Raw genomic sequence first — 25915 nt, 5'->3', positions numbered from 1 at the left:
AATTCCTCTCGTTGGTCCTTCACGGTGACTGGGCTCCAGGGCAACTTCGTCCTCCCGCTGACTAGGCGGGAAAAGTGTTACCCATGTCCTGGCACACCTGTTACCTATGTCCTCGGTCCATACACCCAGCGGGGAGAGGGAGGGGAGAGGGGGCTCGTGCCACAGCGCTGCTGCCCTTCGAAGCACCCCCCTCTCCCCTGCCCTCTCCCCCCTCGCGGGGGGCGAGGGAGTTCTTGCGCAAGCTCACCGCGCTCGAGTCAGAACCTGACCTGCATCCCCGCGAACAGGCTGCGTCCGGGCAGCGGCGTCAGCGGCCGGATCGTCTGCACGCTGCCCGCGCTGTAGGCCAGCTTGTTGGCGAGGTTGTCCAGCTTCACGTACCACATCGCGTCGAGGTTCCCGATGTCGAAGTGGCGCGCGATGTTCAAGCGCAGGATGCCGTAGCCCGCCGTCGGCGTGTCGAAGGCCGGCACGCGGTCCTGGCGCATCGCGCCGCGCACCTCCGCCTGGATCAGCCACGGCCCCCGCTCGGCCTGCAACGACAGACTGCCCCGCACCGGCGACAGACGCGGCAGCGCCTCGCCGGTGTCACGGTTGGTGCCGCGCACCAGATCCACCGTCGTCCCGAGCGTCAGCCCCCAGCCCGCCACCGCCGGCAACGGCTGACGCCCCTCCAGCTCGACGCCACGCAACCGCGCGCGCACGCCGCGATACAGGAACTCCGGCACCGACTTCGTCTCGCCATCCTCGCCGACCTCATCGATCGAGCGCCCGCTCGCGTCCAGCGCGATGTAGTTCGCGAAGCGCGTCTGATAGACCTGCACGCTCCACTTCGCCTCGCCCTGCTTCCAATGAAGACCGAGGTCCACCGACTTCGCCCGCTCCAGTCCCAGGTTCACATCGCCGACCTCGAACGCCCCCGACGCCACATGCACGCCATTGGCGAACAGCTCGTAGAAGGTCGGCGCGCGCTGGCTGCTGCTGAGATTGCTCGACAAGCTGAACCCATTGCCAAGCTCATACGCACCGCTGAGCGAGAAGCTCTTCGGACTGAAGCGCCGCGTCACCGGATCGCCGAAGCGCTCCTCATCGCCCCCCGTCGACGACACATTGACGCGTTCGGCGCGCGCGCCGGCCTGCAGACTCCAGGGCCCGGACTTGAACTGCTCGATCAGGAACAGCGCGTTGTTGCGTGTCTTGGTGCCCGGCACCAGGGCCTCCTCGCCGAGCGCGGAGAAGTCGCTCTGCTCCCACTGCCAGCCGAGCACGCCCTGCACCGTGCCCCAGCCGCCCTGCAGCGCCGTGTGCGTCGCCTCGACGCGCCCGTCCTTCCCCTTGGACGAGAAGACCGTGCCGACCTCGCCGCTGCCCTCCACTTCCTGGTGCTTGTAGCGGCTGCTCGCGAACTGCCAGGTCACGCGCGCCAGCCCCGGCAGCGGATCGCGCCATTCACCGGCGGTGGCCAGGCGCTGACGCTGCATCTCGATGCGGACGTCAGGCTCCACGGTCACACCGTAGTCGTTGTGATAGTCCTCGACCGACACACCGGCATAGCCCTGCGAGAACAGCAGCGAGCCGCCCACCGCGCCGCTGCGGCCATGGCTGTCGGAGTTGCGCACGTGCGACCGCCAGCCGTCCTCGCTGAGGAAGCGCGGCACGCGCTGATCGTCAGCGTGACGGTCGGCCGCGTCGACGTGCCAGGCGAAGGCCTCACCGCCGCCATCGAGCACGACGGCGCCGCCGCGCTCCTTGGCCGCGCCACCCAGGCGCAGCTCCGCCGCGCCGTTCAGCCCGGGCTGCGCCAGGCGCGGAATGCGGTTGTCGATCGCATTGACGACACCGCCGATCGCATTGCCGCCGTACTGCAGCGCCGCCGCGCCGCGCAGCACCTCCACGCGCGTGAGCACCAGCGGATCGACCGGCAGCGCGTGGTCGAAGCTGAGGCTGGACGCATCGACCGAGGCACCGGAGTTGCTCAGCATGCGCACCCGGTCGCCGTCGAGGCCGCGCATCGTCGGACGGTTGCTGTTGGGGCCGAAGTAGGTCGAGCCGACGCCGGCCAACCCGTCGAGCGTCTCGCCCAGGCTGGCGCCGCGCTTGAGCGTCAGCGCATCCCCGCTGAGCACCTGCACCGGCGCGGCCAGCTCGCGCTGGCTCAGCGGATTGCCGGTCACCACGACCGCATCGAGCTTGTGCTTGTGCACGCGGCCCGTGCCGCCGGAGGCCGCATCGGCCGAGGCTGCGGCGTCGGCCCCTGAGCCCGCGGCGGCGGCCTGGGCCGTCTGGTCCGCTGGCGCGGTCGGCGCCTGCTGGGCCCAGCCGCTGGCCGACGCGGCGCTCAGCGCCACGGCCAGCAGCGTGGGTTGCAGGACGGGTTGAGAAGCGGCGCGCGACGGCGCCAACGAACGGATCGAAGCCAATGAGATGAACATGAGCACACTCTCGAGCGCCGGCGGCCGAGCACCGCGGCGCCATCAATTTCTGGGAGAACCTGCGCGACGCCATCGCGCCGCCGGGACGGACGCGAACAGCCGCGCCGCGTCAACGGACGCGAACCAACGCAAGCGGACGCGTCTGGGCGAGGTCGGAATCGATGGAGGGGTCAGGCTCTGGGCGGGCCGCGGGCGGCCTTGCGCCACAGCTGCGCGAGCGTGGCGTCATGCGGCTGGACGGTGCCGAGCGGATGATCCGGCAGCGCCACGGTCCAGGCGAAGGCCTGGACGATCGGACCCAGCGCGTGGCTGAGCTGGTCGAGCAATTGGCAGTCGCCGGTGCCGGCGACATGCCCGATCTTGAACAGCGGCGCGTCCTCGTCGGCCGTGCCAGCCGCGGCGGCGCGCTCCAGTTCGGCCGCCTGCTTCGCGGCCTGCACCGCCAGGCGCACGGGCTCCGGCATCGGGCCGCCGTGCAGCGCCCGGTGCACCAGGCCCAGCGCCTGGAAGCCCAGCAGCGCCACCACGCACAGCCAGACCCAGCCGCGTGGCGGACGGGTCATCGAAGGGGCGGACGCGGCGCGCATCGGTGGGAGTCCTGTCCACGCGCCTCAGCGGGCCGCGGGCATCGCCTGCGTGACGCGGTAGAACATGCCGCAGGGGTCGTCGCTGAGCACCGTCATCTGCCCCTCGACGGTCACCACGTCCAGCGTCAGAAAAGCAGCCAGACAAGCAGCCAGAAGCCGGCGCGAACGGAGAGCAGCGATGGCAAAGCGTGCGGTCATCAGCGCAGGGGCGTGAATGCGGCCTCAACGCCGCGTGAAAGCGAGCATTGTGCCTCGCTCGGATGTCGGCGGAAACGAACCCGCGGGCGAGCGGCGCAGTGCCTCCATGCGGATGAGCCCGGCCATCAGCCGGCCGCCTCGTCCTTCAGCAGCGCCTTGAACTTCAACGCGAACTTGTCGACCTTGGGGGCGACGACGAAGGCGCAATAACCCTGCTCCGGATGGTTCGCGAAGTAGTTCTGGTGATAGGCCTCGGCCGGCCAGTAGTTCTGCTCGGGCTGGACCTCGGTGACCACCTTGCCGCCATGGGCGCGCTGGGCGTCGTCGAGCACCTGTCTGATCACGCCAAGCTGTTCGGGCCGGGTGTAGTAGATCCCCGAGCGGTATTGCGTTCCGACGTCCGCGCCCTGGCGGTTCAGCGTGGTCGGGTCGTGGATGGTGAAGAACACCTGCAGCAGGTCCTCCAGCGAGACGACGCTGGTGTCGAAGCGCACCCGCACGACCTCGGCATGCCCGGTGTTGCCGGAGCAGACCTGTTCATAGTTGGGCTGGGCGACCTGGCCGTTGGTGTAGCCGGACTCGACCGCACGCACGCCCTTGACCCGGAGGAAGACCGCCTCGGTGCACCAGAAGCAGCCGCCGCCGAGGGTGATGAGGTCCTCACCGGGCGCAAGCGTGACGGGGGTGGGGGTGGTGCTCATGGGGTGTCCTCGTGATAACTGTCGGCCGGCTCAGATCGGGCTGGATCATCGCGGATCAAGTCCCGCCGTCGACCGGTCACTGCGCGCTCAGCGCCAGATCCACGCGCGGCTGCCAGGGCTTGTCGCGGTCGTCGCCGCGATCATCCGCCTTCGCATGCAGCTTGGGGGAGGCCAGGAACATCCGCGCGTTCGGCACTCCGCGCTCGATCAGCGCGTCACGAACCGCCACCGCGCGCTGCAGCGCCAGCTCGCGCAACTGCTCGTCGGTGACCGTGTAGCTGTCCATCAGCAGGGTCTTCATCTGCTCGGCCGGCAGATCCTTGGCCAGGCCGAGGAAGTTGCGCGGCTTGTTCGGCAGCTTGGCGTTGTCGTAGACCACCTTCAGCAGGCGCGCGCGCTGCGTGTCGTCGAGTTCCACCGGCGCCAGCGCCGCGTCGGACGCCGACGCGGCCGACGCCGCGGGCGCCGCCTGCGTGAAGGACGCGCGACGCAATTCGCGGCGGCGCTCGGTGACCATCGCCTCCTCCAGCCGGACCGCCTGCGCGGCGCGCCGTTCCGCTTCCGGATCAACCCAGCCGGTGATGCTCAGCTGCAACGCCGGCTTGTCCGCCAGCACCCGGGTCAGCGGGTCCAGCTTCTTCGCCGCTTCGGGCGCCAGCGCCGCGGTGCCCGGCTGGAAGTCGAGGTGGCTCATCTCGGCGCCGCCACCGCCCGACAGCAGCGAGAACGGTGCCGTCAGCGCCTTGGTCAGCAGGTTGAGGATCAGCTTGACCACCAACCCGCCGACGCTGAATTCCGGATCATTGAGGGAACCGCTGACCGGCAGATTGACGTCAATGACGCCGTCCCGGTCCTTGAGCAAGGCCACCGCCAGCTTGACCGGCAGCTTGGTCGCCGACGGACTGTCGATCCGGTCGCCGAAGGTCAGCTGGTTCAGCACGATCTTGTTGTCCGCCTGCAGCCGGCCGCCCGGCTCGATCTGGTAGTGCACCCGCGTGGACAGCTTGCCGCGCTCGATCGCGTAGCCGGCGTACTTGCCGGCATAGGGCGACAGCGGCGCGAGCTCGACATCGGTGGCGCTGGCGGTGATGTCCAGCGCCAGCGGCGCGCCGCTCGGATTGAGCTGGCCGCTGATGTCCAGCAATCCGGTGCCTTCGACCTTGCCCTTGAGCTGCAGCGGCGCCATCGCCGCCGAGCCGGCCGAGAACGCGCCCAGCGTGCCGGTGAGCTCGCTCAGGTTGGCGCTGTAGTTGGGCTTGATGAAGCGGTCGTTGAAGTCGACCTTGCCGCCATTGACGCGCGTCTGGGCGATGCTGAGCCGCAGCGCAGGCTCGCCCGCGGCGGACGAGGCGGCCACGGACGCCGCCGTCGGCTGCGGCGCCGAGGCCACGCTCGCCACCGTCGCGGCCACCGGCGCCGAGGCGGCCGGCGTCCCGGCCGCCGCCGCCACCGCCTGGCCCTGCGCCGTCTGGTTCAGGTCACGCAGGTTGAGCCGGCCCTGTTCGTTGACGATCAGGCGGGCGTAGAACTCGTCCAGCACCGCCTGCTGGATCTTGACGTCGGGGGCGCCGCCGGGTGCCAGCGCGAGCTTCAACCCAGCGAGCTTCAGCCCCTGCCAGCTCAGCAGATCCTCGGCCGAGCGCCGCTTGCCGTCCTGCAGCCGCGCCTGGCGCAGCCGCAGATTCGCGATCAGCAGTTCACCGCCGGCACGCACCGACGGCCCCTTCGGCGTCTCGGTGAAGTCGAAGTCGCCGCGGATCGAGCCCTCCGCGCGTTGCAGATGGATGCCGATCGCCGGATCCAGATAGGGATCGGCCCAGTGAAGTGGCAGGTGCTCCGCGACGATCCGGCCCGAGGCCTTCAGCGGCGCCAGCGCGAGCTGCCCGTCCCAGCGGAACGCCGGCACGTCACGCGCCACCCGCCGGGTCGAGTCAGGGCGCCGCAGCGTGGCGCTGAGCTGCGCCGGCAGCGGCTTGCGCAGCTGTCTGCCATCCCAGTCGATGCCGGCGACCTTCAAGCTCAGCGCCTGGACGCCGATCGGGCGCGCGGGCTCGTCATCGAGCACGTGGGTCGCCAGGTCCAGCAGCGTCGCCTCGCCGCCGTCGATGGCGATCTCCGCGATCTGGGCGCTCCAGGGCGCGTTGCCGACGGGCCTGGCCGCCACCTCGCCGTGCTCGGGCGCCTCCAGCGTCAAATGGTCGCCGCGGCCCGCCGGCGCGCGGTGACGCGAGGCCGTCGCGCCGCCCGGCCCGGCCGGCGTGGCGGAAGCCGCCATCCAGCCGTCCCAGCTCCACTTGCCCGCCTTGTCGCGGCCCAGGTCCAGCTTCGGCCCGGACAGCGCCACGCGTCCCGCCGTCAGCTTGCGGCTCTCCAGCGCAATCTCCGCCTGATCCAGGCTGAGTTGCTTCAGCGCCAGCACCGCCTTCTTGCCGTCGGCCAGCTGCACCTCCTCCAGGCTCAGCCCCTTCAGCGACAGCTTGAGGTCCTCGCCATGGGGACCGGCGCGGACGGCGCCTTGCGTCGCGAAGCGGCCCTGCAACGACAACGGCGTCGCGCCCTTCAGATAGGGCGTCAAGCCATCGAACGCCAGGTCCTTGAGCGCCCATTCGAGCGCGACGCCCGCAGCGCCGATCTCGCCCTTGCCGGACAGGCTGGCCGGCGCCTTGGCGCCTTCCGGCGCGACGCTCGCGGCGATTTCCACGGGCGCGGCCTTGGCGGCCAGCGGCCAGGCCAGGCCGGTGCCCTTCAGCGCCAGACCGTCGACGCGCCATATCGCGGCGGGGCGCAGCGTTTCGTCGGTCCAGCCGATCCGGCCGCCTTCGAGCGCCAACTGCTGAACGCCGACGCGCCAAGGCGCGGGCGTCGCGGCGCCAGGCACCGTCTTGGGCGCCGCCGCAGAGGGGGAAGGTGAAGGCGGCATCTCCGGCCACCACAGGCGCCCTTGCGCATCGCGGCCCATCAGCAGCTCGGGCTGCTTCAGCGAGATCGCGCCCAGCAGCAACTGCCGCTTGAGCGGCTGCACGTCCGCCAGATCGACGGTCAGCGCCTGCCAGCGCAGCCAATCCTCCCAGGCACCGCCAGCACCGGCAGCACCGCCCCCGTCCGCGCGCCGCTGCAGCGACAGCTCGCGCACGGCGGTGCGCCCGCTGAGCTTGACTTCCGGCGCCTGCTTCGGCGGCTGCCTGAAATCCACCTTCAGCTGCGCGTCGATCTGCCCCTTGGCCAGGCGCATCGGCAGCGTCTTCGGCCAGTAGGCGCGATAAGCGGACAGATCCAGCGCGTCCAGCTTGACGGTCATGCTCGCGCTGCGCGTGTCGGCGAACGGCTGAGCCTCGCCCTCGCTCTGGAAGCCCACGCCATTGAGCTGCCCCGACAACCGCGGCAGCACGTGGACTTCCTCGTCCGCGTCCAGCGTCGACAGGAACGGGATCCCCAGATGCAGCGCCTTGAGCTCGTGGACCATGCCGGCCGCGCGATCGTCGAGTCTGAACTCGCCGCCGGTCAGCTCGATGTTGTAGACGGCCACCGGGGCGGGCCCGTCGTCGTGCTTGGCCGGGGTCTGCGGCGCCGTATTGAGATGCGCGACGACGTCATCCAGATCGGTCTTGCCGCCGGGCAGCAGTGCGACGCGCACCCGCGGCGCATCGATCGTCAGCGAGGACAGCACCGGCGCGACATGCCACAGCGAGCGCGGCGACAGCGCCGCCTGCAAGCGCTGAACCTCCAGCAGCGGCGGCGCGGCGGCCGACGGGCCGCCGATCTTCAGCTCTTCCAGCGTGAGCGCGAGCCGCCACGGCGTGAAGCGCGCGCCGCCGAGCGTCACCGGCCGTCCGAGCTGCTCCGAGGCGATGCGAACGCCGGCCCGCTCGATCCACATCGGCAGCGCCACCCACGCCACCAGCAGCAGCGCGACGAGGGCCAGCACCAGGCCCACGAGCGCACGCAGCGCGCGGCGGGGCCAGACGGGAAGAGCGGAGAAGAACACGGGGTCCACCGGCGGGCGCCGGACAAGTCGTCAAGGAAGCTGATTATGCTGGCGGGCTCAACACCTGACACCGACGCAGTGCCTCGATGAACGACCTGATACATGCGGTGGCGGCCTTCCTGCTGCCGCCCACCGGCGCCTTCCCGCTGCTGCTGCTCGCCTGGTGGCTGCGGCATCGCCGGCGCTGGCTGTCGGGCGCGCTGTTCGCCGCGGGCCTGATCGCCGTCTGGGTCGGCAGCACCGAGTTCGGCGCGCTGTGGCTGCAGGACCGGCTGCTGGGCCGCCAGCAGGCTGTGCGCCTCCAGGCGCTGCGCGACAGCCCGCCGCGGCAGAGCGTGATCGTCGTGCTGGGCGGCGGCGCCCGCAGACTGATGCCCGAGTACGGCACCGCGCAGCTCAAGACGGCCTCGATCGAGCGGCTGCGCTATGGCATCTGGCTGTCGCGGCAGACCGACATCCCGCTGCTGTTCACCGGCGGCACGCCGCGCGACGCCCCTGACGAGACCTTGACCGAGGCCATGCTGGCCGAGCGCACCGCGCTGCAGGAGTTCGGCTTCACGCTCGCCTGGAAGGAGGATCGCGCCACCGACACCCGCGAGAACGCGGCCTACACCGCCGAACTGCTGCGCGGCAAGGGGATCCGGCGCGTGATCCTGGTCACCCACGACGTCCACATGCGCAGAGCAATGCGCGCCTTCCGCGAGGCGCTGCCGCCGGACGTGGAACTGCTCGCCGCGCCGATGGGGCTGGCGCTGCCCGGCGTCGAATGGCGCGACCTGCTGCCCTCGCAGGAAGGGACGGCGCGGGCGCGCTACCTCGGCTACGAATGGCTGGGCTACGCCGCCGGCCACTGACGCGGGGACGCTCCAAATAGAAACCCCTTCCGCGCCGGGCAACCCGTTCGCGGAAGGGGTGGGCGGACCAGCCGCCTTTGGGGCTCCACGGCCATCTGCCGCAGGGCTCCTGGCGCGCAGAGACTGCGCCAGAGAAAGTGCCGGAAAGGCCAGACAACCTTAGACCGGCGCCGCCCGCCCTTCAAGCCATGATCCCTAGGAACGAGTGATTTCCCGCCCCCCGAACAAACGCTGATAGAGATCCGCCGCCCGGGTCTTCTGCTCGGCCGGCATCTCGATCACACGGCCCCATTCCCGGCTCGTCTCGCCCGGCCACTTGTTGGTCGCGTCCAGCCCCATCTTCCCGCCCAGGCCCGACACCGGCGATGCGAAGTCCAGATAGTCGATCGGCGTCGATTCCACCAGCGTCGTGTCCCGCGCCGGATCCATCCGCGTCGTGATGGCCCAGATCACGTCCTGCCAGCTACGGATGTCGACGTCCTCGTCCACGATCACGATGAACTTCGTGTACATGAACTGGCGCAGGTAGCTCCACAAGCCGAACATCAGCCGCTTCGCGTGCCCCGGATAGGCCTTCTTGATCGAGATCACCGCCATCCGATAGCTGCAACCCTCGGGCGGCAGGTAGAAGTCGACGATCTCCGGGAACTGCTTCTGCAGGATGGGGACGAACACCTCGTTCAGCGCCACGCCCAGCACGGCCGGCTCGTCAGGCGGCTTGCCGGTGTAGGTCGAGTGATAGATCGCGCCCTCGCGCTGGGTGATGCGGTTCACCTCGAACACGGGGAACCAGTCCTGCTCGTTGTAATAGCCGGTGTGGTCGCCGTAAGGCCCTTCCAGCGCATGCAGGTAGCCGCCCTTCTCCTTCAGCGGGATGCCGTCCTCGCTGTGGCCGGTGAAGCCGGGCGCGGCCGGGGGGATGCGGCCCTCGAGCACGATCTCGGAGGTCGCCGGCACCTGCAGCATCCGGCCGGCCTCGCCGACCTGGGTGTCGGCCACCTCGGTCCGCGAGCCGCGCAGCAGTCCGGCGAACTGGTATTCGGACAACGAGTCCGGCACCGGCGTCACCGCGCCGAGCGTCGTCGCCGGGTCCGCCCCCAGGGCCACCGCGATCGGGAACGGCTGTCCCGGATTCGCGATCGCGAAGTCGCGGAAATCCAGGGCGCCGCCGCGATGCGCCAGCCAGCGCATGATCAATTGGCGTCTCCCGATCAATTGCTGGCGGTAGATGCCCAGGTTCTGACGCAGCCGCGGCTGGGGGATCGACTGCGGCCCGCGCGTCACCACCAGGCCCCAGGTCAGCAGCGGACCGACGTCGCCCGGCCAGCAGGTCTGGATGGGCAGGCGCTTGAGGTCGACATCGCCGCCCTCGAACACCTGCTCCTGACAGACCGGCCGCTTGACCAGCGCCGGCTTCATGTCCCACAGCGCCTTGCCCATCTGCGCCAGCTTGCCGACATCGCGCAAGCCGCGCGGCGGCTCGGGTTCCTTCAGCGTCGCCAGCAGCTGGCCAACCTCCCGCAACTGGGTGGTCGACTCGGCGCCCATGCCCAGCGCCACCCGTCTGGGGGTGCCGAACAAGTTCGCCAGCACCGGCATCGCATGGCCGGCAGGCCGCTCGAACAACAGCGCCGGACCTTCCGCCCGCAGCACCAGGTCGCTCAGGGCCGTCATCTCCAGGACCGGAGAGACGGGCTCGGCCACACGCCGCAGCTCCCCCATGCCCTCCAAAGCGCCCACAAAGTCACGCAGATCTCGGTACTTCATAACCAATAGTTGTTTAGAACAAGTCCTATGCGGTTGACGGGTTATTTTTGATCCATAGAATCGCGCCCTGCCCTGGACCCCCAGGGTTATCCCGGTCTTCGCTGTGGGACGCGAAGCCGGTCCGCTGCCAATGGACGCTGGATCGCCCGTCCGTCGCACCAAGCGCCCGGAGCCCTCTGAGAGCCCTCCGAGCCGTCGACGACGCCCGAACCAGCCCATTATCGCCACGCGCCGCCCCGCGCCCGACGAAGGAACTCCGCTGGAGCTCCCCGGTCGCCGCGAGGACGGACGTGGTCGGAGAAAGGAGTCGCATGACAGCGCGTTCTCAATTGCTATCCCTCCCCCGCCAGGCGCGCTCCGCCCTGGTGCTGTTCATCAAGGACATCGGCCAGGGTCTGCTGGTCGTCAGCCACAACACGCTCGCCCTGGTGGGCTTCGCCGTGATCGCCGTCGGACTGGTCTTCGCCAGCCAGGCGGATCTGCGCCAGCAGCTGGAAGGCCAGGTGCTGGGCTGGCTCAACGCCCGCCACGAAGCGCGCGTGGAGGCCTCGGGCGACGTCCTGGCCCTGATGGCCGAGCCTGACGCGATCACCCGCGCCACCGCGGTCGATCCCAAGGAACTCACGCGCCAGCAGGCGCTGGTGGCGAACTATCTGGCGCGCCGCTACCGCGTGGCGCCGGAGCCGGTCAGCCGGCTGGTCAAGGAAGCCTGGGATGTCGGCCAGCGCGCCCGCGTCGATCCCACGCTGATCCTGTCGATCATGGCCATCGAGTCCGGCTTCAACCCCTTCGCGCAGAGCGCCGTCGGCGCCCAGGGCCTGATGCAGGTCATGACCCGCGTCCACGACGACAAGTACGAGGCCTTCGGCGGCAATCTGGCCGCGTTCGACCCCATCACCAATCTGAGAGTGGGCGTGCAGGTGCTCAAGGAATGCATCCAGCGCGCCGGCAGCCTGGAGGAAGGCCTGCGGCGCTACGTCGGCGCAGCCAACCTGCCCGACGACACCGGCTACGCCGGCCGCGTGCTGGCCGAGCAGGAACTGCTCAAGGCCGTTGTGCAGGGCCGCAACGTCAGCCCGTCGGCGCCGCGGCCGATCCGCGAGCCCGCCTCGGCGCCCGCGACGACCGGGGAACAGGTGGCGATGACCGCCGCCATGCACTGACCGACACGTGCCGCGTCCGCGCGCGGACCGCGGCGGACTGCTTCCACGACGGGTTCCCCTGGGAACCCGTTTTTCATTGGCGCCGCGGCCGCCGTCCCCGGAACAATGTCACGGCGCACGCCGTGCCCCTCTCCGGTGCGGCTACACTGCACGCTTCGCGCAACTGGCGATCAGGGCGCCCTGACCGACGACATGCTGTCGCCCGGCAGGCGTCGCCCGAGGTGGGTCACCACCGGGAAGCGCGAGCGGCCGGAGAGTCTTCTCCGGTTGTCCGTGCCGTTCGCCTGGGCCGCCGTCGTTCCGGTTTCCGCCGTTCGGGTCGCCCTGCCGTCGACCCCGCGTTCGCGAGACTGGACGGGCGGCGCCAACCCTTGAGCCGACATCATCATGTTTGACCGCACCCAACACACCCTCGCCACCGTCGACGCCGAGATCTTCGCCGCCATCCAGCAGGAAACGAAGCGGCAGGAAGATCACATCGAACTGATCGCCTCGGAGAACTACACCTCCCCGGCCGTCATGGAGGCGCAGGGCAGCCAGCTGACCAACAAGTACGCCGAGGGCTATCCCGGCAAGCGCTATTACGGCGGCTGCGAGTACGTGGACATCGTCGAGCAACTGGCGATCGACCGCCTGAAGCAGCTCTACGGCGCCGAGTTCGCCAACGTGCAGCCCAACAGCGGCTCGCAGGCCAACCAGGGCGTGTTCTTCGCGCTGCTGCAGCCCGGCGACACCATCATGGGCATGAGCCTGGCCGAGGGCGGCCACCTGACGCACGGCATGTCGCTGAACATGAGCGGCAAGTGGTTCAACGTCATCAGCTACGGTCTCGACGCCAAGGAAGAGATCGACTACGACGCCATGGAAGCCCTGGCGCGCGAGAAGAAGCCCAAGCTGATCATCGCGGGCGCCTCGGCCTACTCGCTGCGCATCGATTTCGAGCGCTTCGGCAGGGTTGCCAAGGAGATCGGCGCCTACTTCATGGTCGACATGGCGCACTACGCCGGCCTGATCGCCGCGGGCGTCTACCCGAACCCGCTGCCGCATGCCGACGTCGTGACCTCCACGACGCACAAGAGCCTGCGCGGCCCGCGCGGCGGCATCATCCTGACCAACGACGAGGCGATCGCCAAGAAGATCAACTCGGCGATCTTCCCCGGCATCCAGGGCGGCCCGCTGATGCACGTGATCGCCGGCAAGGCGGTGGCGTTCAAGGAAGCGCTGTCGCCGGAGTTCAAGGTCTACCAGCAGCAGGTCGCCGCGAACGCGAAGGTGCTGGCCCAGACGCTGATCGAGCGCGGCCTGCGCATCGTCTCCGGCGGCACGGACAGCCACGTGATGCTGGTGGACCTGCGTCCGAAGAACCTGACCGGCAAGGAAGCCGAGGCCATCCTGGGCGCGGCCCACATGACCTGCAACAAGAACGGCATCCCGAACGACCCGCAGAAGCCCATGGTGACCAGCGGCATCCGCCTGGGCACGCCGGCGATGACCACGCGCGGCTTCAAGGAGGAGCAGGTCCGCAAGACCGCGCATCTGATCGCCGACGTGCTGGACAACCCGCATGACGAGGCCAACCTGGCCAAGGTGCGCGCGCAGGTGGCCGAACTGACGCGTCAGTTCCCGGTCTACCGCTGAGCGGAGCCGACGGCGCATGCGCTGCCCCTTCTGCGGTCACGGCGACACGCAAGTCTCGGAGACCCGGGAGTCCGATGAGGGCGACGTGGTGCGCCGGCGGCGGCGCTGCCAGTCCTGCGAGAAGCGCTTCACGACCTATGAGCGCGCGGAAATCGCGCTGCCCATGGTCGTGAAGAAGGACGGCACGCGCGCCGAGTTCGACATGGGCAAGCTGCGCGCGTCGATGACGCTGGCGCTGCGCAAGCGGCCGGTCAGCATCGAGCAGATCGACGCGGCGCTGGAGCGCATCCAGGAGAAGCTGCTCAGCAGCGGCGCGCGCGAGATCCCGTCGACCAAGCTCGGCGAGCATGTGATGCGCGAACTCAAGCGCATCGACAAGGTCGCCTACGTGCGCTTCGCGTCGGTGTACCGGTCGTTCGAGGACGTCGACGAGTTCCGGCAACTGATCAGGGACATCTGATCGGGTCCTCTGCATCCGCGCGGAGCGATCGCTCCTCGGACATCTCTCCCCCAAAAGCTGGCCCCCTTCAGGTGGCCGCTTTTCCCCTCCTGAAGGCGAAGCGCGATCGCGCCGGTCTCCCTAGAGTTCTCAGCAACTCATCCGGAGACCCGCCATGTCACCTTCCGTTCCGTCTTCGCTCCTACCGCCGCTCCTACCGCCGCCGCTCTCACCGCCGCTCTCACCGCCGCTCTGCGCGCTTCGCGCCACGCCGCGCGGCTTCAGCCTGATCGAAGCGCTGGTCAGCGTCGCCATCGTGGCGCTGCTGGCCCTGATGGCCGGGCCCGACCTGCGGGACTGGCTCTGGCGTCAACGCCTGGCCAATCTGGCGCAGGCCGTGCTCGGGGACCTGCAACTCGCGCGCAGCGAGGCGATCCAGGGCGCGCGCAATGTGATCCTGCGATTCGGCGGCGACGAATCGGGACTGGCCGGCAGTGGCCGCTGCTACGTGCTGCACACGGGCCCAGTCGGCGGCTGCGCCTGCCGGCTGGACGCGCCTCCGGCCTGCGACGCCGGCGCGCAGGCGATCAAGCAGGCGCGCTGGCAGCGGGCGCGGGGCCAGGCGGAGGTGGTCTCCAACGTCCCCTCGATGCTGTTCAGCGGCCGTCAAGGCACGGTGTCCGTCAGCGGCACGCTGGAGGTGCGGATGGCCGGCATCGGTGCCGTGCGCCACGTCGTGCACATCACCGGCCGCGTGCGCAGCTGCGCGACCGAGAGCGCGCTCAGCCGCCTGCCGAGGTGCGCATGAGGACGCGGGGCTATTCATTGGTCGAGGTGGTCGCCGTGCTGGCCATCCTCGCGGTGCTGGCCGCGCTGTCGCTCCCCGGCTTCCGCGCGCACATCCTGAAGGGGCGCCGCGCCGAGGCGCGCGATGCGCTGCATGCGGTGCAACTGGCGCAGGAACGGTTCCGGTCCCGCTCGCCGCGCTACGCCGCGACCCTCGAAGAGCTGGCACTGGCGAACACGACGCGCAGTGGGCTGTACCGGTTGCGGATCGTCCAGGCGGATGCGACTCGCTACCTGGTGGAAGCGATCGCGCAAGGCAGCCAGACCAGCGATCATCCCTGCCAGTTGCTCACCCTGCGGGTCGAGGCCGGCAGCGTCCAGACCTCCGGCTCCGACGCCCGGGGCGGCGAACAGGCTCAGGCCTGCTGGCCGCAATGAGGAGCAAGGCCATGAAGCACCGCCTTCGCCCGCTTGCGTATCGCGCCGCCCGAGGTGTCACGCTGGTGGAGCTGATGATCGGGCTGGCCGTCAGCCTCGCGCTGATGGCCGGTGCCTTCGCGATGGCCGGCGTGCAGTTGGGCGAGCACCATCGGTTGCTGCTTGAACTGCAGGTGCAGCAGGAGCTGCGCGCGACCGCCGAACTCATGCAGCGTGATCTCCGCCGCGCGGCGTTCTGGGACAGGACCCAGGACGGCGTCTGGCATGACCTGACCATCACGCCGGATGAGAATCCGTATGTGGATCTGTCGGTCGATGAGGCCGGCGCGCGCCTCACCTACAGCTATGCGCGCGACGGCAGTTCACCCAGCGGAGGCAGCAGCGGGCGTGAAGGATCGGGATTCCGCCTCGCCGAAGGACGGATCGACCAGTGGATCGCGGGCCGCTACCAGCCGCTGACCGATCCGACCGTGATGCGGATCACCCGGTTCGATGCGCGAGTCAGCTCGCTTCCCCATCGGTTGGGAGACGCCTGCGATCCCCGATTGACCGCTCGGCTGGTCGAGCTGTCGGTGGATGCGGAGGCCACCCATGACCGGCGGGTCAGCCACCGCCTGACGCTCTCCAGCCGCTTGCCCAATGACCTCTTGTCGCGAGGCTGTCCATGATGCGGCGCGTGGAACGAGGCGTCAGCACCTTGGCGATGTGCGCGGTGTTGCTCGGCGTGCTGGCGCTCGGTGCCGCCTGGGCGACACGCCAACTGACGACCGCGCAGCGCGTGGCCGCCAATGACTTCCGCGCGGCGGTCGCCTTCGAGGCGGCCGAATCCGGGCTGGCCTGGGCGGTCGCGATGCTCAATGGCGGTGCGATCGACGATGCCTGCCACCCGGCCACCGCGTCAGGCTCGAGCGCTCTGCCCGCTTCCGATTTCCGTGATCGCTTCCTCGAGATCAGCATGAACGGGCACTACCGCGCTCCCTTCGACGCGATACCTGGGGGAGGGCCGGGCTGCTCGAACGCGGAGCCGTTGCGCTGGATCTGCCGCTGCGCGACATCCGGCAGCCCGGCGGCGACTGCCGGAGACCCGGCGGCGCCTGGGGCTGCGGCGCGGGCCCGATTCAGCGTGCGTTTCGCCGACGCTGGCTGGCCGGGCCAGGTGAAGCTCATCGCCCGCGGCTGCAGCGACCAGCGCCCGGATTGCGACGACCTGTCGGCTGGCCCCGTGGCCGTGGCGGAGTCGGCCCAGCACCTGGCACTGCTCAGCGCGCTGCGGTCGCCACCGGCGACCGCTCGCGTCGAAGGGCCGGGCAGCTTCATCCGCGTGTTCGGCATTCCGCCGGCCCGCTATCGCAGCCAACCGGCGTTGGTACGGCTGCGCTGCTCCGGCGATTGCGCCGATCCGCTGGCCCAGGCGCTGGCGAGGGGGCGCCGGCTCATCTGGTTCGACGGCGATGCGCGCTTGTCGCGCTGGCCGGCCTCGGCGCTGAACGGTGAACCGCTGGTGCTGATCGTCGATGGGCAGCTCGATCTGTCCGCACCCGGCCATCCGCAAGGCTTGCTCTACGCCCGCGGCGGCATCAACTGGCACCCGCCGGCCGGACTGGCGGCATCCCTGCGCGGCGCTGTCGTGACCGACGGCGTCATCGGCCATGGCCGCTCCGTCCAGGTGATCCACGATGGCGCGGTCCTGATGCGGATCCAGCGCCAGATGGGCAGCTTCCTGCCAGTTCCGGGCGGATGGACGCCGACGCGATGACCGCCGTACCGACTATGGGCTCGCCGCTGCGCCTTCGGCTCCAAGGCCGCGGGTTTGGCATCGTCGAGGCGCTGGTGGCGCTCGTGCTGCTGAGCCTCGGCACGGTGGCCCTCATGTCCTTGCAGGCTCGGCTGCGGATGGCGGCGGACGAGATCCGCCAGCAGGACCAGGCCTTGCGCCTCGCGCGCAATGAACTCGAACGCTGGCGCTGGCGCCCCGAAGCCCAGCCGCCGTCATTGACCTGGGAAGGGCCGTCGGCCGCATTCGAGGTCTCCGGACAGTCGACCACGGCGAGGGAGGCACTTGGCATCGCCGATGCCGACGCGCAGGCCCTGTCATCGCTCACGCTGCGCCCAGCCCGGTTGCGCGCGCAGTGGACCGATCGCACCGGGCAGACCCAGTCGCTCGCGCTGGACAGTCTGCTGCCGACCACCGATCCAGCGCTCTCCGCCCTGCTGCTGCTGAGCCCGGAGGCGGCCGCTAGACTGCGCGCCATGCAAGATGCCCGTCCCCCGCTCCCCGCTTCCGCGCGCGGCTCCCGCGACGATCACTGGATGGCCGCGGCCGTCCGGCTCGCGCAGGAGGCCGTCGGCCTCACCGACCCCAACCCGCGCGTCGGCTGCCTCCTCGTCGACGGCCAGGACCAGGTCCTCGGACAGGGCCACACCCAGGCGGCCGGGCAGGCGCACGCGGAAGTCATGGCGCTGCGGGACGCCCAGGCACGGGGCCAGGACGTGCGCGGCGCGACGGCCTACGTCACGCTGGAGCCCTGCGCCCATCACGGCCGCACGCCGCCCTGCTGCGACGCGCTGATCGCGGCCGGCGTGGGCCGGGTGGTGGTCGCGCTGGGCGATCCGAATCCGCTGGTCGCGGGCCAGGGACTGGCGCGCATGCGGGCCGCGGGCATCGTGGCCGAGGTGCTGCCGCCCGAGCACCCGTCGGCGGTCGAGGCGCGCGAACTCAACATCGGCTTCCTGACCCGCATGCGCGAGGGCCGGCCGTTCGTGCGGATGAAGATCGCCGCCTCGCTGGATGGCCGCACGGCTCTGTCGAACGGTGTCAGCCAGTGGATCACGGGGCCCGAGGCGCGCCGCGATGGCCACGCCTGGCGCCGCCGGGCCGGGGCGGTGCTCACCGGCATCGGCACCGCCCGCGAGGACAACCCGCGTCTGGACGTCCGCGACGTCGACACCGTGCTGCAGCCGCGCCGGGTGCTGATCGACTCCCGCCTGGAGCTTCCGGAAACGGCCCGGCTGCTGGATCCGCCCGGGCAGTTGCTGATCTATCACGCACTCCCGGAGCCGGGCGAGCGCGGCGCGGCCCTGGCGGCACGCGGCGCCGAACTGGTCTCCGCCGCCGAACCGGCGCGGGGCAAGGTCGACCTCGCCGCGGCGATCCGGGACCTCGGGCAGCGCCAGATCAACGAACTGCACATCGAGGCCGGCTACAAGCTCAACGGCTCGCTGCTGCGCACCGGCCTGGTCGATGAACTGCTGATCTATCTGGCCCCGGTGCTGCTGGGCGACGGCCGCGGCATGGTGGACCTGGGGTCGCTGACGGCGCTGGACGGGGCGCCGCGCTTGCGGCTGATCGAGAGCCAGGCCGTGGGCGGCGACCTCCGTCTGCGCCTGAGACCGGCCGCGAGCGACTGAACCAGCCCCCGCCTACAATCGCGCCCATGCCTATTTCACCGATTCCCGAGCTGGTCGCCGAACTGGCGGCCGGCCGCATGGTCATCCTCGTCGACGAGGAAGACCGCGAGAACGAGGGTGACCTCGTCCTCGCCGCCGATCACGTCACGCCCGAGGCGATCAATTTCATGGCCAAGCATGGCCGCGGCCTGATCTGCCTGACGCTGACGCGCGAGCGCTGCGAGCAACTGCAGCTGCCCCCGATGGCCACCCGCAACGGCACCAAGCACGGGACGGCCTTCACCGTGTCGATCGAGGCGGCCACCGGGGTCACCACCGGCATCTCCGCCGCTGATCGCGCGCGCACCGTCCAGGCCGCGGTGGCCAAGGGCGCCGTCGCGTCGGACCTGGTCCAGCCGGGCCACATCTTCCCGCTGCAGGCGCAGGATGGCGGCGTGCTGATGCGCGCCGGCCATACCGAGGCCGGCTGCGACCTGTCGCGCATGGCCGGCCTGACGCCCGCCGGCGTGATCTGCGAGATCATGAACGACGACGGCACGATGGCGCGTCTGCCGGACCTGGAGATCTTCGCCAAGGAGCACGGCCTGAAAATCGGCACCATCGCCGATCTGATCGAATACCGCAGCCGCAACGAGTCGATCATCCAGCGCATCGCGCAGCGCCCGCTGGAGACGCGCGAAGGCCGCTTCGAGTGCCACGTGTTCCGCGACCGCTCCAACAACGTGCACATGGCGCTGGCGCTGGGCCAGTGGCAGAAGGACCAGGACGTGCTGGTGCGGGTGCATGAGCCCTTCTCGGCGATGGACCTGCTGGATGCCGGCCGCTGCGGCCACAGCTGGCCGCTGCCGCAGGCGCTGGCGGCCATCCAGCGCGAGGGCGCCGGCGTCGCCGTGCTGTTGAACTGCGGCGAAGACGCCGATGCGCTGCTGGCCCGCCTGCAGCCTGCGTCGGCGGAAGAACCCCGCCAGACCATGGACCTGCGCACCTACGGCGTCGGCGCGCAGATCCTGCGCGAGCTCGGCGTGCACCGGATGAAGCTGCTCGGCAGCCCGCGCCGCATGCCCAGCATGACGGGCTACGGGCTCGAGGTGACGGGCTTCCAGGCCGCGCAGGCCACCCCCAACGACTGCTGAACCCGAGGACGGCATGCAAGGATCTGACAAGGGTCAATCGACCCGGCTGGATGGACGCGGACTGCGCGTCGGCATCGTCCAGGCTCGCTTCAACGACGCGCTGACCACGGCGCTGGCCAAGGCCTGCCTGGCCGAGCTGGGCCGCCTCGGCGTGCAGGAGGCGGACATCCGCCACGTGACCGTGCCCGGCGCATTGGAGGTGCCGGTGGCGCTGCAGGCCATGGCGGCCAGCGGACGCTTCGACGCGCTGGTGGCGCTGGGCTGCATCATCCGCGGCGAGACCTACCACTTCGAACTGGTCGCCAACGAGAGCGGCGCGGGCGTGACGCGCCTGACGCTCGATCACCGGCTGCCGATCGCCAACGCGATCCTGACGGTGGAGAACGAGGAACAGGCCTGGGCGCGGGCCGAGGACAAGGGCCGCGATGCCGGAACCGTCGCCGTCGAGATGGCGCAGCTGCTGAAAGAACTCAAGTGAATAGCAAGGACACCCCCTCCCCCGGCAAGAACGGCGGCAAGCCCGCCGCGAAGACCGCCGCGAAGAAGGCGCCGGCCAAGTCGGCCCGCCGCCGCTCGCGCGAGCACGCGCTGCAGGGCATCTATCAATGGCTGGTGACGGGCGACGACATCGGTGTGATCGATGCGCACACGCGCGAGCAGGACGGCTTCGAGAAGGCCGACCGCGGCCACTACGACAAGCTGTTCAACGGCGCGATCGAGGAAGCGGCGGATCTGGACGCGGTGCTGGCGCGCCACGCCGACCGCAAGACGACCGAGCTGTCGCCGATCGAGCACGCGATCCTGATGATCGGCGCCTATGAGCTGAAGAACTGCATCGACATCCCGTACAAGGTCGCGATCAACGAGGCCGTCGAACTGGCCAAGTCCTTTGGCGGCACCGACGGGCACAAGTACGTCAATGGCGTGCTCGATCGCGCGGCGATCGACCTGCGTCCGGTCGAGGTCAAGGCCGCCCGCGGTTGAGTCGGTGGCGCTTCAGGCGCCGCAAGCTTCAAGGGCCCGGGACGATCCGTCCGCGGGCCCTTGCTCATTTGGCGGGCGCTTCAGGCCGCCGGCGTGCCGAGCGGAACGCCGGGCGTCAGCAGGCGCTCCATCAACTGCCTCACGCTGGTGATCTGGTCGCCGAACGGCAGCGCGCCGCGGCCGCGGAAGAACAGGCCCTTCGCGGTCTCGCCGCGCAGCGCCGCGGCCAGCCGCTGATCGATGCAGAACTGCCCCCAGTCCTTCAGGCCATCGCGCAAGCCGCACTGGCTCAAGCAATCGAAGGCCATGGTGCAGCGCTTCTTGAGCTGCGCCACGGACTGCAGCCGCGCCTCCGCGCCCAGGTACTTCCTCAGCCAGGGCGTCATCACCGCCCGTGCGGGAAGACCCGCGACGCTGCAGAACTCGACCAGGTCCTCCTCGCGCGCCTGGGCCAGCACCCGCTTGAACGACGGATGGGCGTCGCACTCCTCGGTGGCGACGAAGGGGGTGCCGAGCTGCACCGCATCGGCGCCCAGCGACTGCAGGCGCTGGATGTCCTCGCAGCGCCGCACGCCGCCGGCCGCGATCAGCGGCACCTGGCCCTCGACACCGGCATCGCGCAGGAAACGCCGCACCGCCGGCAACACGGTCTCGAAATCGAAACGGCCATCAGCGACATCTGCCACCCGCGCCGCGCCGAGATGCCCGCCCGCATGGCCGGGATGCTCGATGACCACGGCGGCTGGCAGGCGCTGGCGGCGCTCCCATTTCTTCCACAGCAGCGTCACGCCACGGGCCTCGGACAGGATGGGGATCAGGGCCGTGCGCGGATGGTCCTGCGCGAGCTCGGGCAGGTCCAGCGGCAGTCCCGCGCCCACCACCAGCGCGTCGATGCCGGACTCGAGCGCCGTCCGCACCGAGGCCGCGTAATCGCTCACCGCGCGCATCACATTGACGGCCAGCAGGCCGCGCCCTTCGGAGAGCCGGCGGGCCGCCTCGATCTCGCGCGCCAGCGCCTCCTGGTTGGCCTGTTCGATCACGGCCTTCTTCTCGTCGCCGTCGCGCATCGATTCGCTGCGGGCCATCAGGTCGGGGTGGTGCCGGCGCAGGTCCACCGACGCGATCGTGCCCCAGGCCCCCTGCCCCGCGACGCTGCCCGCCAGCCGATGCGCGGAGACGCCCACCCCCATGCCGCCCTGGACGATGGGCAGCAGTTCGCGGCCGGCGAGGCGCAGGGGGCGCAATCCGGCGGCACGGACGCGGTCGAGGAGCGAAGGCATGGTCATGGTCGGGATTCCGGGGAAGACGAAAGCCCGGATGGTGGCTGCTCGCGCGCCGTTGCGCCTTGACGCCGCTCAAGCAAAGGCGTTGCCGGCGGGCCGGGATGACCGCAGCCTCTTCATGAAGACTTCGTTAACCTGCCGCCTGCCACGCGTGGACACTCCGGTCCCACGGGCGACGGCAGGCGCGCGACGACGAGCGCGGGATGGGTGGAGGGCGATGAAGGTTCTGCTGCTGGAAGACGATCTGGAGCTGGGCAACGGCGTGCGCATCGCGCTGTCGGACCAGAGCATGGAGGTGGTGTGGGTGCGCCGCCTGTCCGACGCCGCGAGCAGCCTGGACGCCAACACCTTCGACATGGTGCTGCTCGACCTGGGTCTGCCCGATGGCGACGGCTTGGAGCTGCTCGGGCGCCTGCGCCGCCACCGCAAGAACCTGCCGGTGCTGATCCTCAGCGCGCGCGACCGCCTCCAGGACCGGTTGCGCGGCCTGGACGGCGGCGCCGACGACTACCTGGTCAAGCCCTTCGCGCTGGCGGAACTGCTCTCGCGGGTCCGGGCGCTGGCACGGCGCAGCTATGGCTTCGAGGAGGACCAGCTGACGCTGCGCGGCCTGGCGCTGGACGAGGCGACCCGCTCCGTCACGGTGAACGGACGCGAGGTCGAGCTGTCGCGCTGCGAATTCGACCTGCTCGCGCTGCTGCTCAAGCGCATGGGCCGCGTGGTCACGCGGCGGGCGCTGGAGCAGCAGGTGCTGCCCGGCGGGCCGACCAATGAGAGCAACGCGCTGGACGTGCACATGTCCAACCTGCGGCGCAAGATCGGCAAGGGCTACGTGCGCACGGTGCGCGGCATCGGCTACGTGATCGACGCGCGGCAGCGCGAGGAGTCCGCCGACAGCACGCTGGACGGCGCGCCATGAACGTCATGAATGCCAGGATCGCGGGGATCGGCAGGCTCGCGATGACGGCCGCGAAAGCCGCGAAGGCCGCGGCACGGCGGCTTGGGCGCCTGTGGTCGCTGGTGGCTTTCCCCTCGCTCGCGCGGCGGCTGGTCGTGGCGCAGATGGCGGTGCTGGTGCTGCTGTGGACGCTGCTCTTCGCGTGGGTGCTGTACGAGTCCAGCATGCGCAACGAGCTGATCGAAAGCGGCTCCATCCACAACGCCTTCATCGAAGTCACCGAAAGCCTGCGCGACCAGCCGTCGCGCCAGCACGCGGCGCTGCTGGCGATGGACCGCGCGGTGCGCAGCGAGCAGAGCGACCGCGCGGAGCGCCGCGCCCAGGGCCGCGCCACGGCGCAGGACAAGGAGGACGAGGACGCCGAGGCCGCGCTCTCGCCCAGCCTGCTGGTCTGGCAGGGCGAGACGCTGATCTACCGCAGTTCGGAGGAGGTCCCGCTGCTGCGCAATTCCGCGCCCGGCGTGCTGGAAAAGCTGACGGGGCCGGATGGGCGCCGGTGGCTGGTCAAGACCTCGCGCTCGCGGCATTCCGACGTGCGCGTGACGATGATGGCGCCCGGCCTCTGGCAGATGGTCCTGACCATCCACGACCATGGCTACTACCTGCTGCCGCTGCTGGTGAGCCTGCCTTTCCTGGTGCTGCCGGCCTGGCTCACCGTGCGCGTCGCGCTGCGCCCGTGGCGGGAGGTCAGCGACGAAGTCGCGTCCCGCGGCTGGAACGACCTGGCGCCGCTGCGCTTCCAGTCGCGGCACCAGGAGCTCAAGCCGCTGGCGCAGGCCATCGACACGCTGCTGCAGCGCGTGCGCGAGAGCGCGGACCGCGAGCGCAGCCTGATCGCCGATGCGGCCCACGAGCTGCGCACCCCGCTGGCCGCGATCCGCGTCAACGTCGAGGCGCTGAAGGACCAGGCCACCGATCCGCGCGAGCGCGCGTTGATGGGCAGCCTGCTGCGCAGCAACGAGCGCGCCGCGCGGCTGGTGAGCCAGTTGCTGCAGCTGATGCGCAGCGACGCGGAGAAGAGCCAGGACGCCTACGCGGTGCTCGATCTGGAAGAGCTGATCCAGGATCGCCTGGCGCTGCTGGAGACGCTGGCCGATCTGCGCGGCGTGACGCTGGAGTTGGTCTCGCCGGGGCCGCAGCCGGTCTTCGCCGAGCGCGAGAGCCTGGTGTCGATGGTCGACAACCTCGTCGACAACGCGATCAAGTACAGCCCGGCCGGCGGCGAGGTCGTCGTGCGGCTGTCCAGCCGCGCCGGGCGCGCGACGCTGTACGTCGACGACCAGGGTCCCGGCATCCCGGAGCCGCTGCATGCACGCGTCTTCGATCGCTTCTTCCGCAGCCCCGACCAGGCGCAGAGCGGCAGCGGGCTGGGCCTGGCGATCGTGAAGTCGGTGGTGGAGCGCCACCACGGCCAGGTCCGCCTGACGACGCCCGGCGCGGGCCCCGGGCTGCGTGTCGTGGTCCAGCTGCCGCTGTACGGCCAGGGCCTCACGCGCGGCGGTTCGGGGACGGCGGCAGACGGAACACCGCCACCGCCTGCACCAGCCGCTGCGCCTGCGAGCGCAGGCTCTCCGCCGCCGCGGCGCTCTGCTCCACCAGCGCCGCATTCTGCTGCGTCGCCCGATCCATCTGCGACACCGCCTCGCTGATCTGCAGGACACCCTGGCTCTGCTGCTGGGAGGCGGCGCTGATCTCGCTCATGATGTCGGTCACGCGCTGGATCGACTGCACGATCGCGGACATGGTCTGGCCGGCGCGCGCCACCTGGCCGGAGCCGCGTTCCACGCGCTCGCTGCTGGTGCCGATGAGGCCCTTGATCTCGCGCGCGGCCTGCGCGCTGCGCTGCGCCAGCGTGCGCACTTCCTCGGCCACGACGGCGAAGCCGCGGCCCTGCTCGCCGGCGCGGGCCGCCTCCACCGACGCGTTGAGCGCCAGGATGTTGGTCTGGAAAGCGATGCTGTCGATCGTGCCGATGATGTCGGCGATCCGGCGCGCGGACTCGTCGATCTCGGCCATCGTCGAGACCACCTCGCCGACCGCGCCGCCGCCCTCGCCCGCCACGGTCGACGCGCTCTGCGCAAGCTGGCTGGCCTGGCGCGCGTTGTCGGCGTTGTGGCGCACGGTGGCGCCGAGTTGTTCCATCGACGAGGCGGTCTGCTGCAGCGCGCTGGCCTGCTGCTCGGTGCGGCTGCTCAGGTCCGCGTTGCCCTGCGCGATCTGCGCGGACGCCGTCGCCACGCCTTCGGCGTTGCCGCGCACCGTGGCGACGATCTCGCCGAGCCGGTCCTGCATGCGCCGCAGTCCGGCCAGCACGCTGCCCGTGTCGCGCGGGTCGACGTGGATGTCCAGCGTCAGGTCGCCGTCCGCCACGCGCTGCGCCAGCTCCACGGCGTCGGCCGGCTCGCCGCCGATCTGGCGCCGCACGCCGCGCACGATCAGGGCGCTGAGCAGGATGCCGCCGAGCACCGCGGCCGCCATCACCGCGCCCACCGCGATGCTGCCGCTGCGATAGGTGGCGGCCGCATCGCCGGCGGCCGCGTCGGAACCGCGGTTGTTGAACTCGACCAGCTTGCCGATCTGCTCGACCCACGCGTTGAAGGCCTGTCGCGACGGGCCGAGGAATTGCGCCCGGGCCTCCTCGAAGCGGCCGGCGCCGGCGCGCGACATCGGCAGCAGGCGCTCCGTTTCGGCGAAGTAGCGGTCGCGCAGTTGCTGGTAGTCGGCGAAGAGCCGGTCCTCGTCCGGATGCTCGACCAGCGGGTCATAGGCCCGCTCCAGCGCCGTCAGCTTCTGCCGCAGGTCGGCCAGCCGGGCCTCGACGGCGGACATGTCGGCCTGGCCGCTGTTGAGGATGTGCTCGGATTCGGCACGGCGCAGCTGGTTGGCCAGCGAGCGCATGTCACCGAGCATGCGCACCGCCGGCAGCCAGCGCGTGGCGATGGCTTCGGTGCGGTCGTTGATGCGGTCCATCCGGTTCATGCCGAACAGGCCCAGCAAGGCGGTCAGCATCACCATCGCGCCAAAGGACAGCCCGAGCCTGCGGCCCAGCGTCATCCGGCGCTGGCGGCGCACGGCGGCGTCGTCATCGCGCATGAGCGTCTCCCTGCGGCCGATTCTTTCCGGCCGATGGAGGCTCGCGGGCAAAACTGGCGCCCGGCGGC

Annotated in this window: 21 protein-coding genes, 1 pseudogene and 1 riboswitch; of the genes and pseudogenes, 14 read left to right on the top strand and 8 right to left on the bottom strand. The window is 70.5% G+C overall.

Annotation, left to right across the window (positions count from 1 at the left end):
• Positions 1 to 257 precede the first annotated feature (257 nt).
• The 5 genes from ABDW61_RS19430 to ABDW61_RS19410 form a co-directional block, all read right to left on the bottom strand.
• A complete protein-coding gene (locus tag ABDW61_RS19430) occupies positions 258 to 2432 on the bottom strand; it encodes a TonB-dependent receptor (RefSeq protein WP_343641023.1) in 2175 nt (724 codons plus the stop codon).
• 170 nt (positions 2433 to 2602) lie between these two features.
• Positions 2603 to 3019, bottom strand: coding sequence for a hypothetical protein (locus tag ABDW61_RS19425; protein ID WP_343641021.1), 417 nt, complete (start codon positions 3017 to 3019; stop codon positions 2603 to 2605).
• 24 nt (positions 3020 to 3043) lie between these two features.
• Positions 3044 to 3217 (bottom strand): hypothetical protein, encoded by a 174-nt coding sequence (locus tag ABDW61_RS19420; protein WP_343641019.1) that lies wholly within the window; start codon positions 3215 to 3217, stop codon positions 3044 to 3046.
• A 125-nt stretch (positions 3218 to 3342) separates the two neighbouring features.
• Positions 3343 to 3918: a peptide-methionine (S)-S-oxide reductase MsrA gene (gene msrA, locus ABDW61_RS19415; protein WP_343641017.1), complete on the bottom strand. Its 576-nt coding sequence runs from the start codon at positions 3916 to 3918 to the stop codon at positions 3343 to 3345.
• 76 nt (positions 3919 to 3994) lie between these two features.
• Positions 3995 to 7903 carry a DUF748 domain-containing protein gene (locus ABDW61_RS19410; protein WP_343641016.1) on the bottom strand — a complete coding sequence of 1303 codons (3909 nt, stop codon included), beginning with the start codon at positions 7901 to 7903 and terminating at the stop codon, positions 3995 to 3997.
• An 86-nt stretch (positions 7904 to 7989) separates the two neighbouring features.
• Here ABDW61_RS19410 and ABDW61_RS19405 point away from each other — a divergent pair, with 86 nt between their 5' ends.
• Entirely contained in the window at positions 7990 to 8757 is a 768-nt protein-coding gene (locus ABDW61_RS19405) for a YdcF family protein (RefSeq protein ID WP_343641015.1), read from the top strand.
• A gap of 195 nt (positions 8758 to 8952) precedes the next feature.
• Here ABDW61_RS19405 and ABDW61_RS19400 read toward each other — a convergent pair whose 3' ends face one another.
• Positions 8953 to 10524: a UbiD family decarboxylase domain-containing protein gene (locus tag ABDW61_RS19400; RefSeq protein ID WP_343641014.1), complete on the bottom strand. Its 1572-nt coding sequence runs from the start codon at positions 10522 to 10524 to the stop codon at positions 8953 to 8955.
• Positions 10525 to 10835: 311 nt separating this feature from the next.
• Between ABDW61_RS19400 and ABDW61_RS19395 the strand changes: the two genes are divergently transcribed.
• From ABDW61_RS19395 to nusB, 11 genes are all read left to right on the top strand, one after another.
• Positions 10836 to 11687, top strand: a complete 852-nt coding sequence (locus ABDW61_RS19395) for a transglycosylase SLT domain-containing protein (RefSeq protein WP_343641012.1) — start codon at positions 10836 to 10838, stop codon at positions 11685 to 11687.
• A gap of 149 nt (positions 11688 to 11836) precedes the next feature.
• A riboswitch (ZMP/ZTP riboswitch) is annotated at positions 11837 to 11984 on the top strand.
• Between the two features lie 90 nt (positions 11985 to 12074).
• The gene (gene glyA, locus ABDW61_RS19390; protein ID WP_343641011.1) at positions 12075 to 13325 is read left to right on the top strand and encodes a serine hydroxymethyltransferase; all 1251 of its coding nucleotides are present in this window, start codon (positions 12075 to 12077) and stop codon (positions 13323 to 13325) included.
• 16 nt (positions 13326 to 13341) lie between these two features.
• The gene (nrdR, locus tag ABDW61_RS19385) at positions 13342 to 13785 is read left to right on the top strand and encodes a transcriptional regulator NrdR (RefSeq protein WP_343641010.1); all 444 of its coding nucleotides are present in this window, start codon (positions 13342 to 13344) and stop codon (positions 13783 to 13785) included.
• A gap of 154 nt (positions 13786 to 13939) precedes the next feature.
• Entirely contained in the window at positions 13940 to 14572 is a 633-nt protein-coding gene (locus ABDW61_RS19380) for a GspH/FimT family pseudopilin (RefSeq protein ID WP_343641008.1), read from the top strand.
• 35 nt (positions 14573 to 14607) lie between these two features.
• Positions 14608 to 14988, top strand: a complete 381-nt coding sequence (locus tag ABDW61_RS19375) for a type IV pilin protein (RefSeq protein ID WP_343641006.1) — start codon at positions 14608 to 14610, stop codon at positions 14986 to 14988.
• Between the two features lie 11 nt (positions 14989 to 14999).
• Complete coding sequence (locus tag ABDW61_RS19370) at positions 15000 to 15656, top strand: prepilin-type N-terminal cleavage/methylation domain-containing protein (RefSeq protein WP_343641004.1); 657 nt, start codon at positions 15000 to 15002, stop codon at positions 15654 to 15656.
• A gap of 8 nt (positions 15657 to 15664) precedes the next feature.
• Positions 15665 to 16744: a pilus assembly PilX N-terminal domain-containing protein gene (locus ABDW61_RS19365; protein WP_343641003.1), complete on the top strand. Its 1080-nt coding sequence runs from the start codon at positions 15665 to 15667 to the stop codon at positions 16742 to 16744.
• Positions 16741 to 18396: a bifunctional diaminohydroxyphosphoribosylaminopyrimidine deaminase/5-amino-6-(5-phosphoribosylamino)uracil reductase RibD gene (ribD, locus tag ABDW61_RS19360; RefSeq protein ID WP_343641002.1), complete on the top strand. Its 1656-nt coding sequence runs from the start codon at positions 16741 to 16743 to the stop codon at positions 18394 to 18396. Before ABDW61_RS19365 ends, ribD begins: the two co-directional genes overlap by 4 nt.
• 26 nt (positions 18397 to 18422) lie before the next feature.
• Entirely contained in the window at positions 18423 to 19529 is a 1107-nt protein-coding gene (gene ribBA / locus ABDW61_RS19355) for a bifunctional 3,4-dihydroxy-2-butanone-4-phosphate synthase/GTP cyclohydrolase II (RefSeq protein WP_343641001.1), read from the top strand.
• 13 nt (positions 19530 to 19542) lie between these two features.
• Positions 19543 to 20007, top strand: coding sequence for a 6,7-dimethyl-8-ribityllumazine synthase (ribH, locus tag ABDW61_RS19350; RefSeq protein WP_343641000.1), 465 nt, complete (start codon positions 19543 to 19545; stop codon positions 20005 to 20007).
• Positions 20004 to 20513, top strand: a complete 510-nt coding sequence (nusB, locus tag ABDW61_RS19345; protein WP_343640999.1) for a transcription antitermination factor NusB — start codon at positions 20004 to 20006, stop codon at positions 20511 to 20513. Before ribH ends, nusB begins: the two co-directional genes overlap by 4 nt.
• Before the next feature lie 80 nt (positions 20514 to 20593).
• Here the strand turns inward: nusB and ABDW61_RS19340 are convergent, their stop codons facing one another.
• Positions 20594 to 21793 (bottom strand): nitronate monooxygenase family protein, encoded by a 1200-nt coding sequence (locus ABDW61_RS19340; protein WP_343641027.1) that lies wholly within the window; start codon positions 21791 to 21793, stop codon positions 20594 to 20596.
• Positions 21794 to 22013: 220 nt separating this feature from the next.
• Between ABDW61_RS19340 and ABDW61_RS19335 the strand changes: the two genes are divergently transcribed.
• Positions 22014 to 22715, top strand: a complete 702-nt coding sequence (locus tag ABDW61_RS19335; protein ID WP_343640998.1) for a response regulator — start codon at positions 22014 to 22016, stop codon at positions 22713 to 22715.
• On the top strand, positions 22712 to 24403 hold the full coding sequence (locus tag ABDW61_RS19330) for a HAMP domain-containing sensor histidine kinase (RefSeq protein ID WP_343640997.1): 1692 nt from the start codon (positions 22712 to 22714) through the stop codon (positions 24401 to 24403). The genes ABDW61_RS19335 and ABDW61_RS19330 overlap by 4 nt, the downstream gene beginning before the upstream one ends.
• 28 nt (positions 24404 to 24431) lie before the next feature.
• On the opposite strand, the pseudogene ABDW61_RS19325 reads toward ABDW61_RS19330, so the two are convergent.
• Positions 24432 to 25808: pseudogene (locus ABDW61_RS19325) on the bottom strand (methyl-accepting chemotaxis protein); the annotation flags it as partial.
• Between the last annotated feature and the right edge of the window lie 107 nt (positions 25809 to 25915).

Origin of the sequence: Roseateles sp., from assembly GCF_039595595.1 — a bacterium.
GTDB lineage: Bacteria > Pseudomonadota > Gammaproteobacteria > Burkholderiales > Burkholderiaceae_C > Roseateles.
Note: the sequence above shows the minus strand (reverse complement) of the source record. Positions and strands in the feature narration are given on the sequence as shown.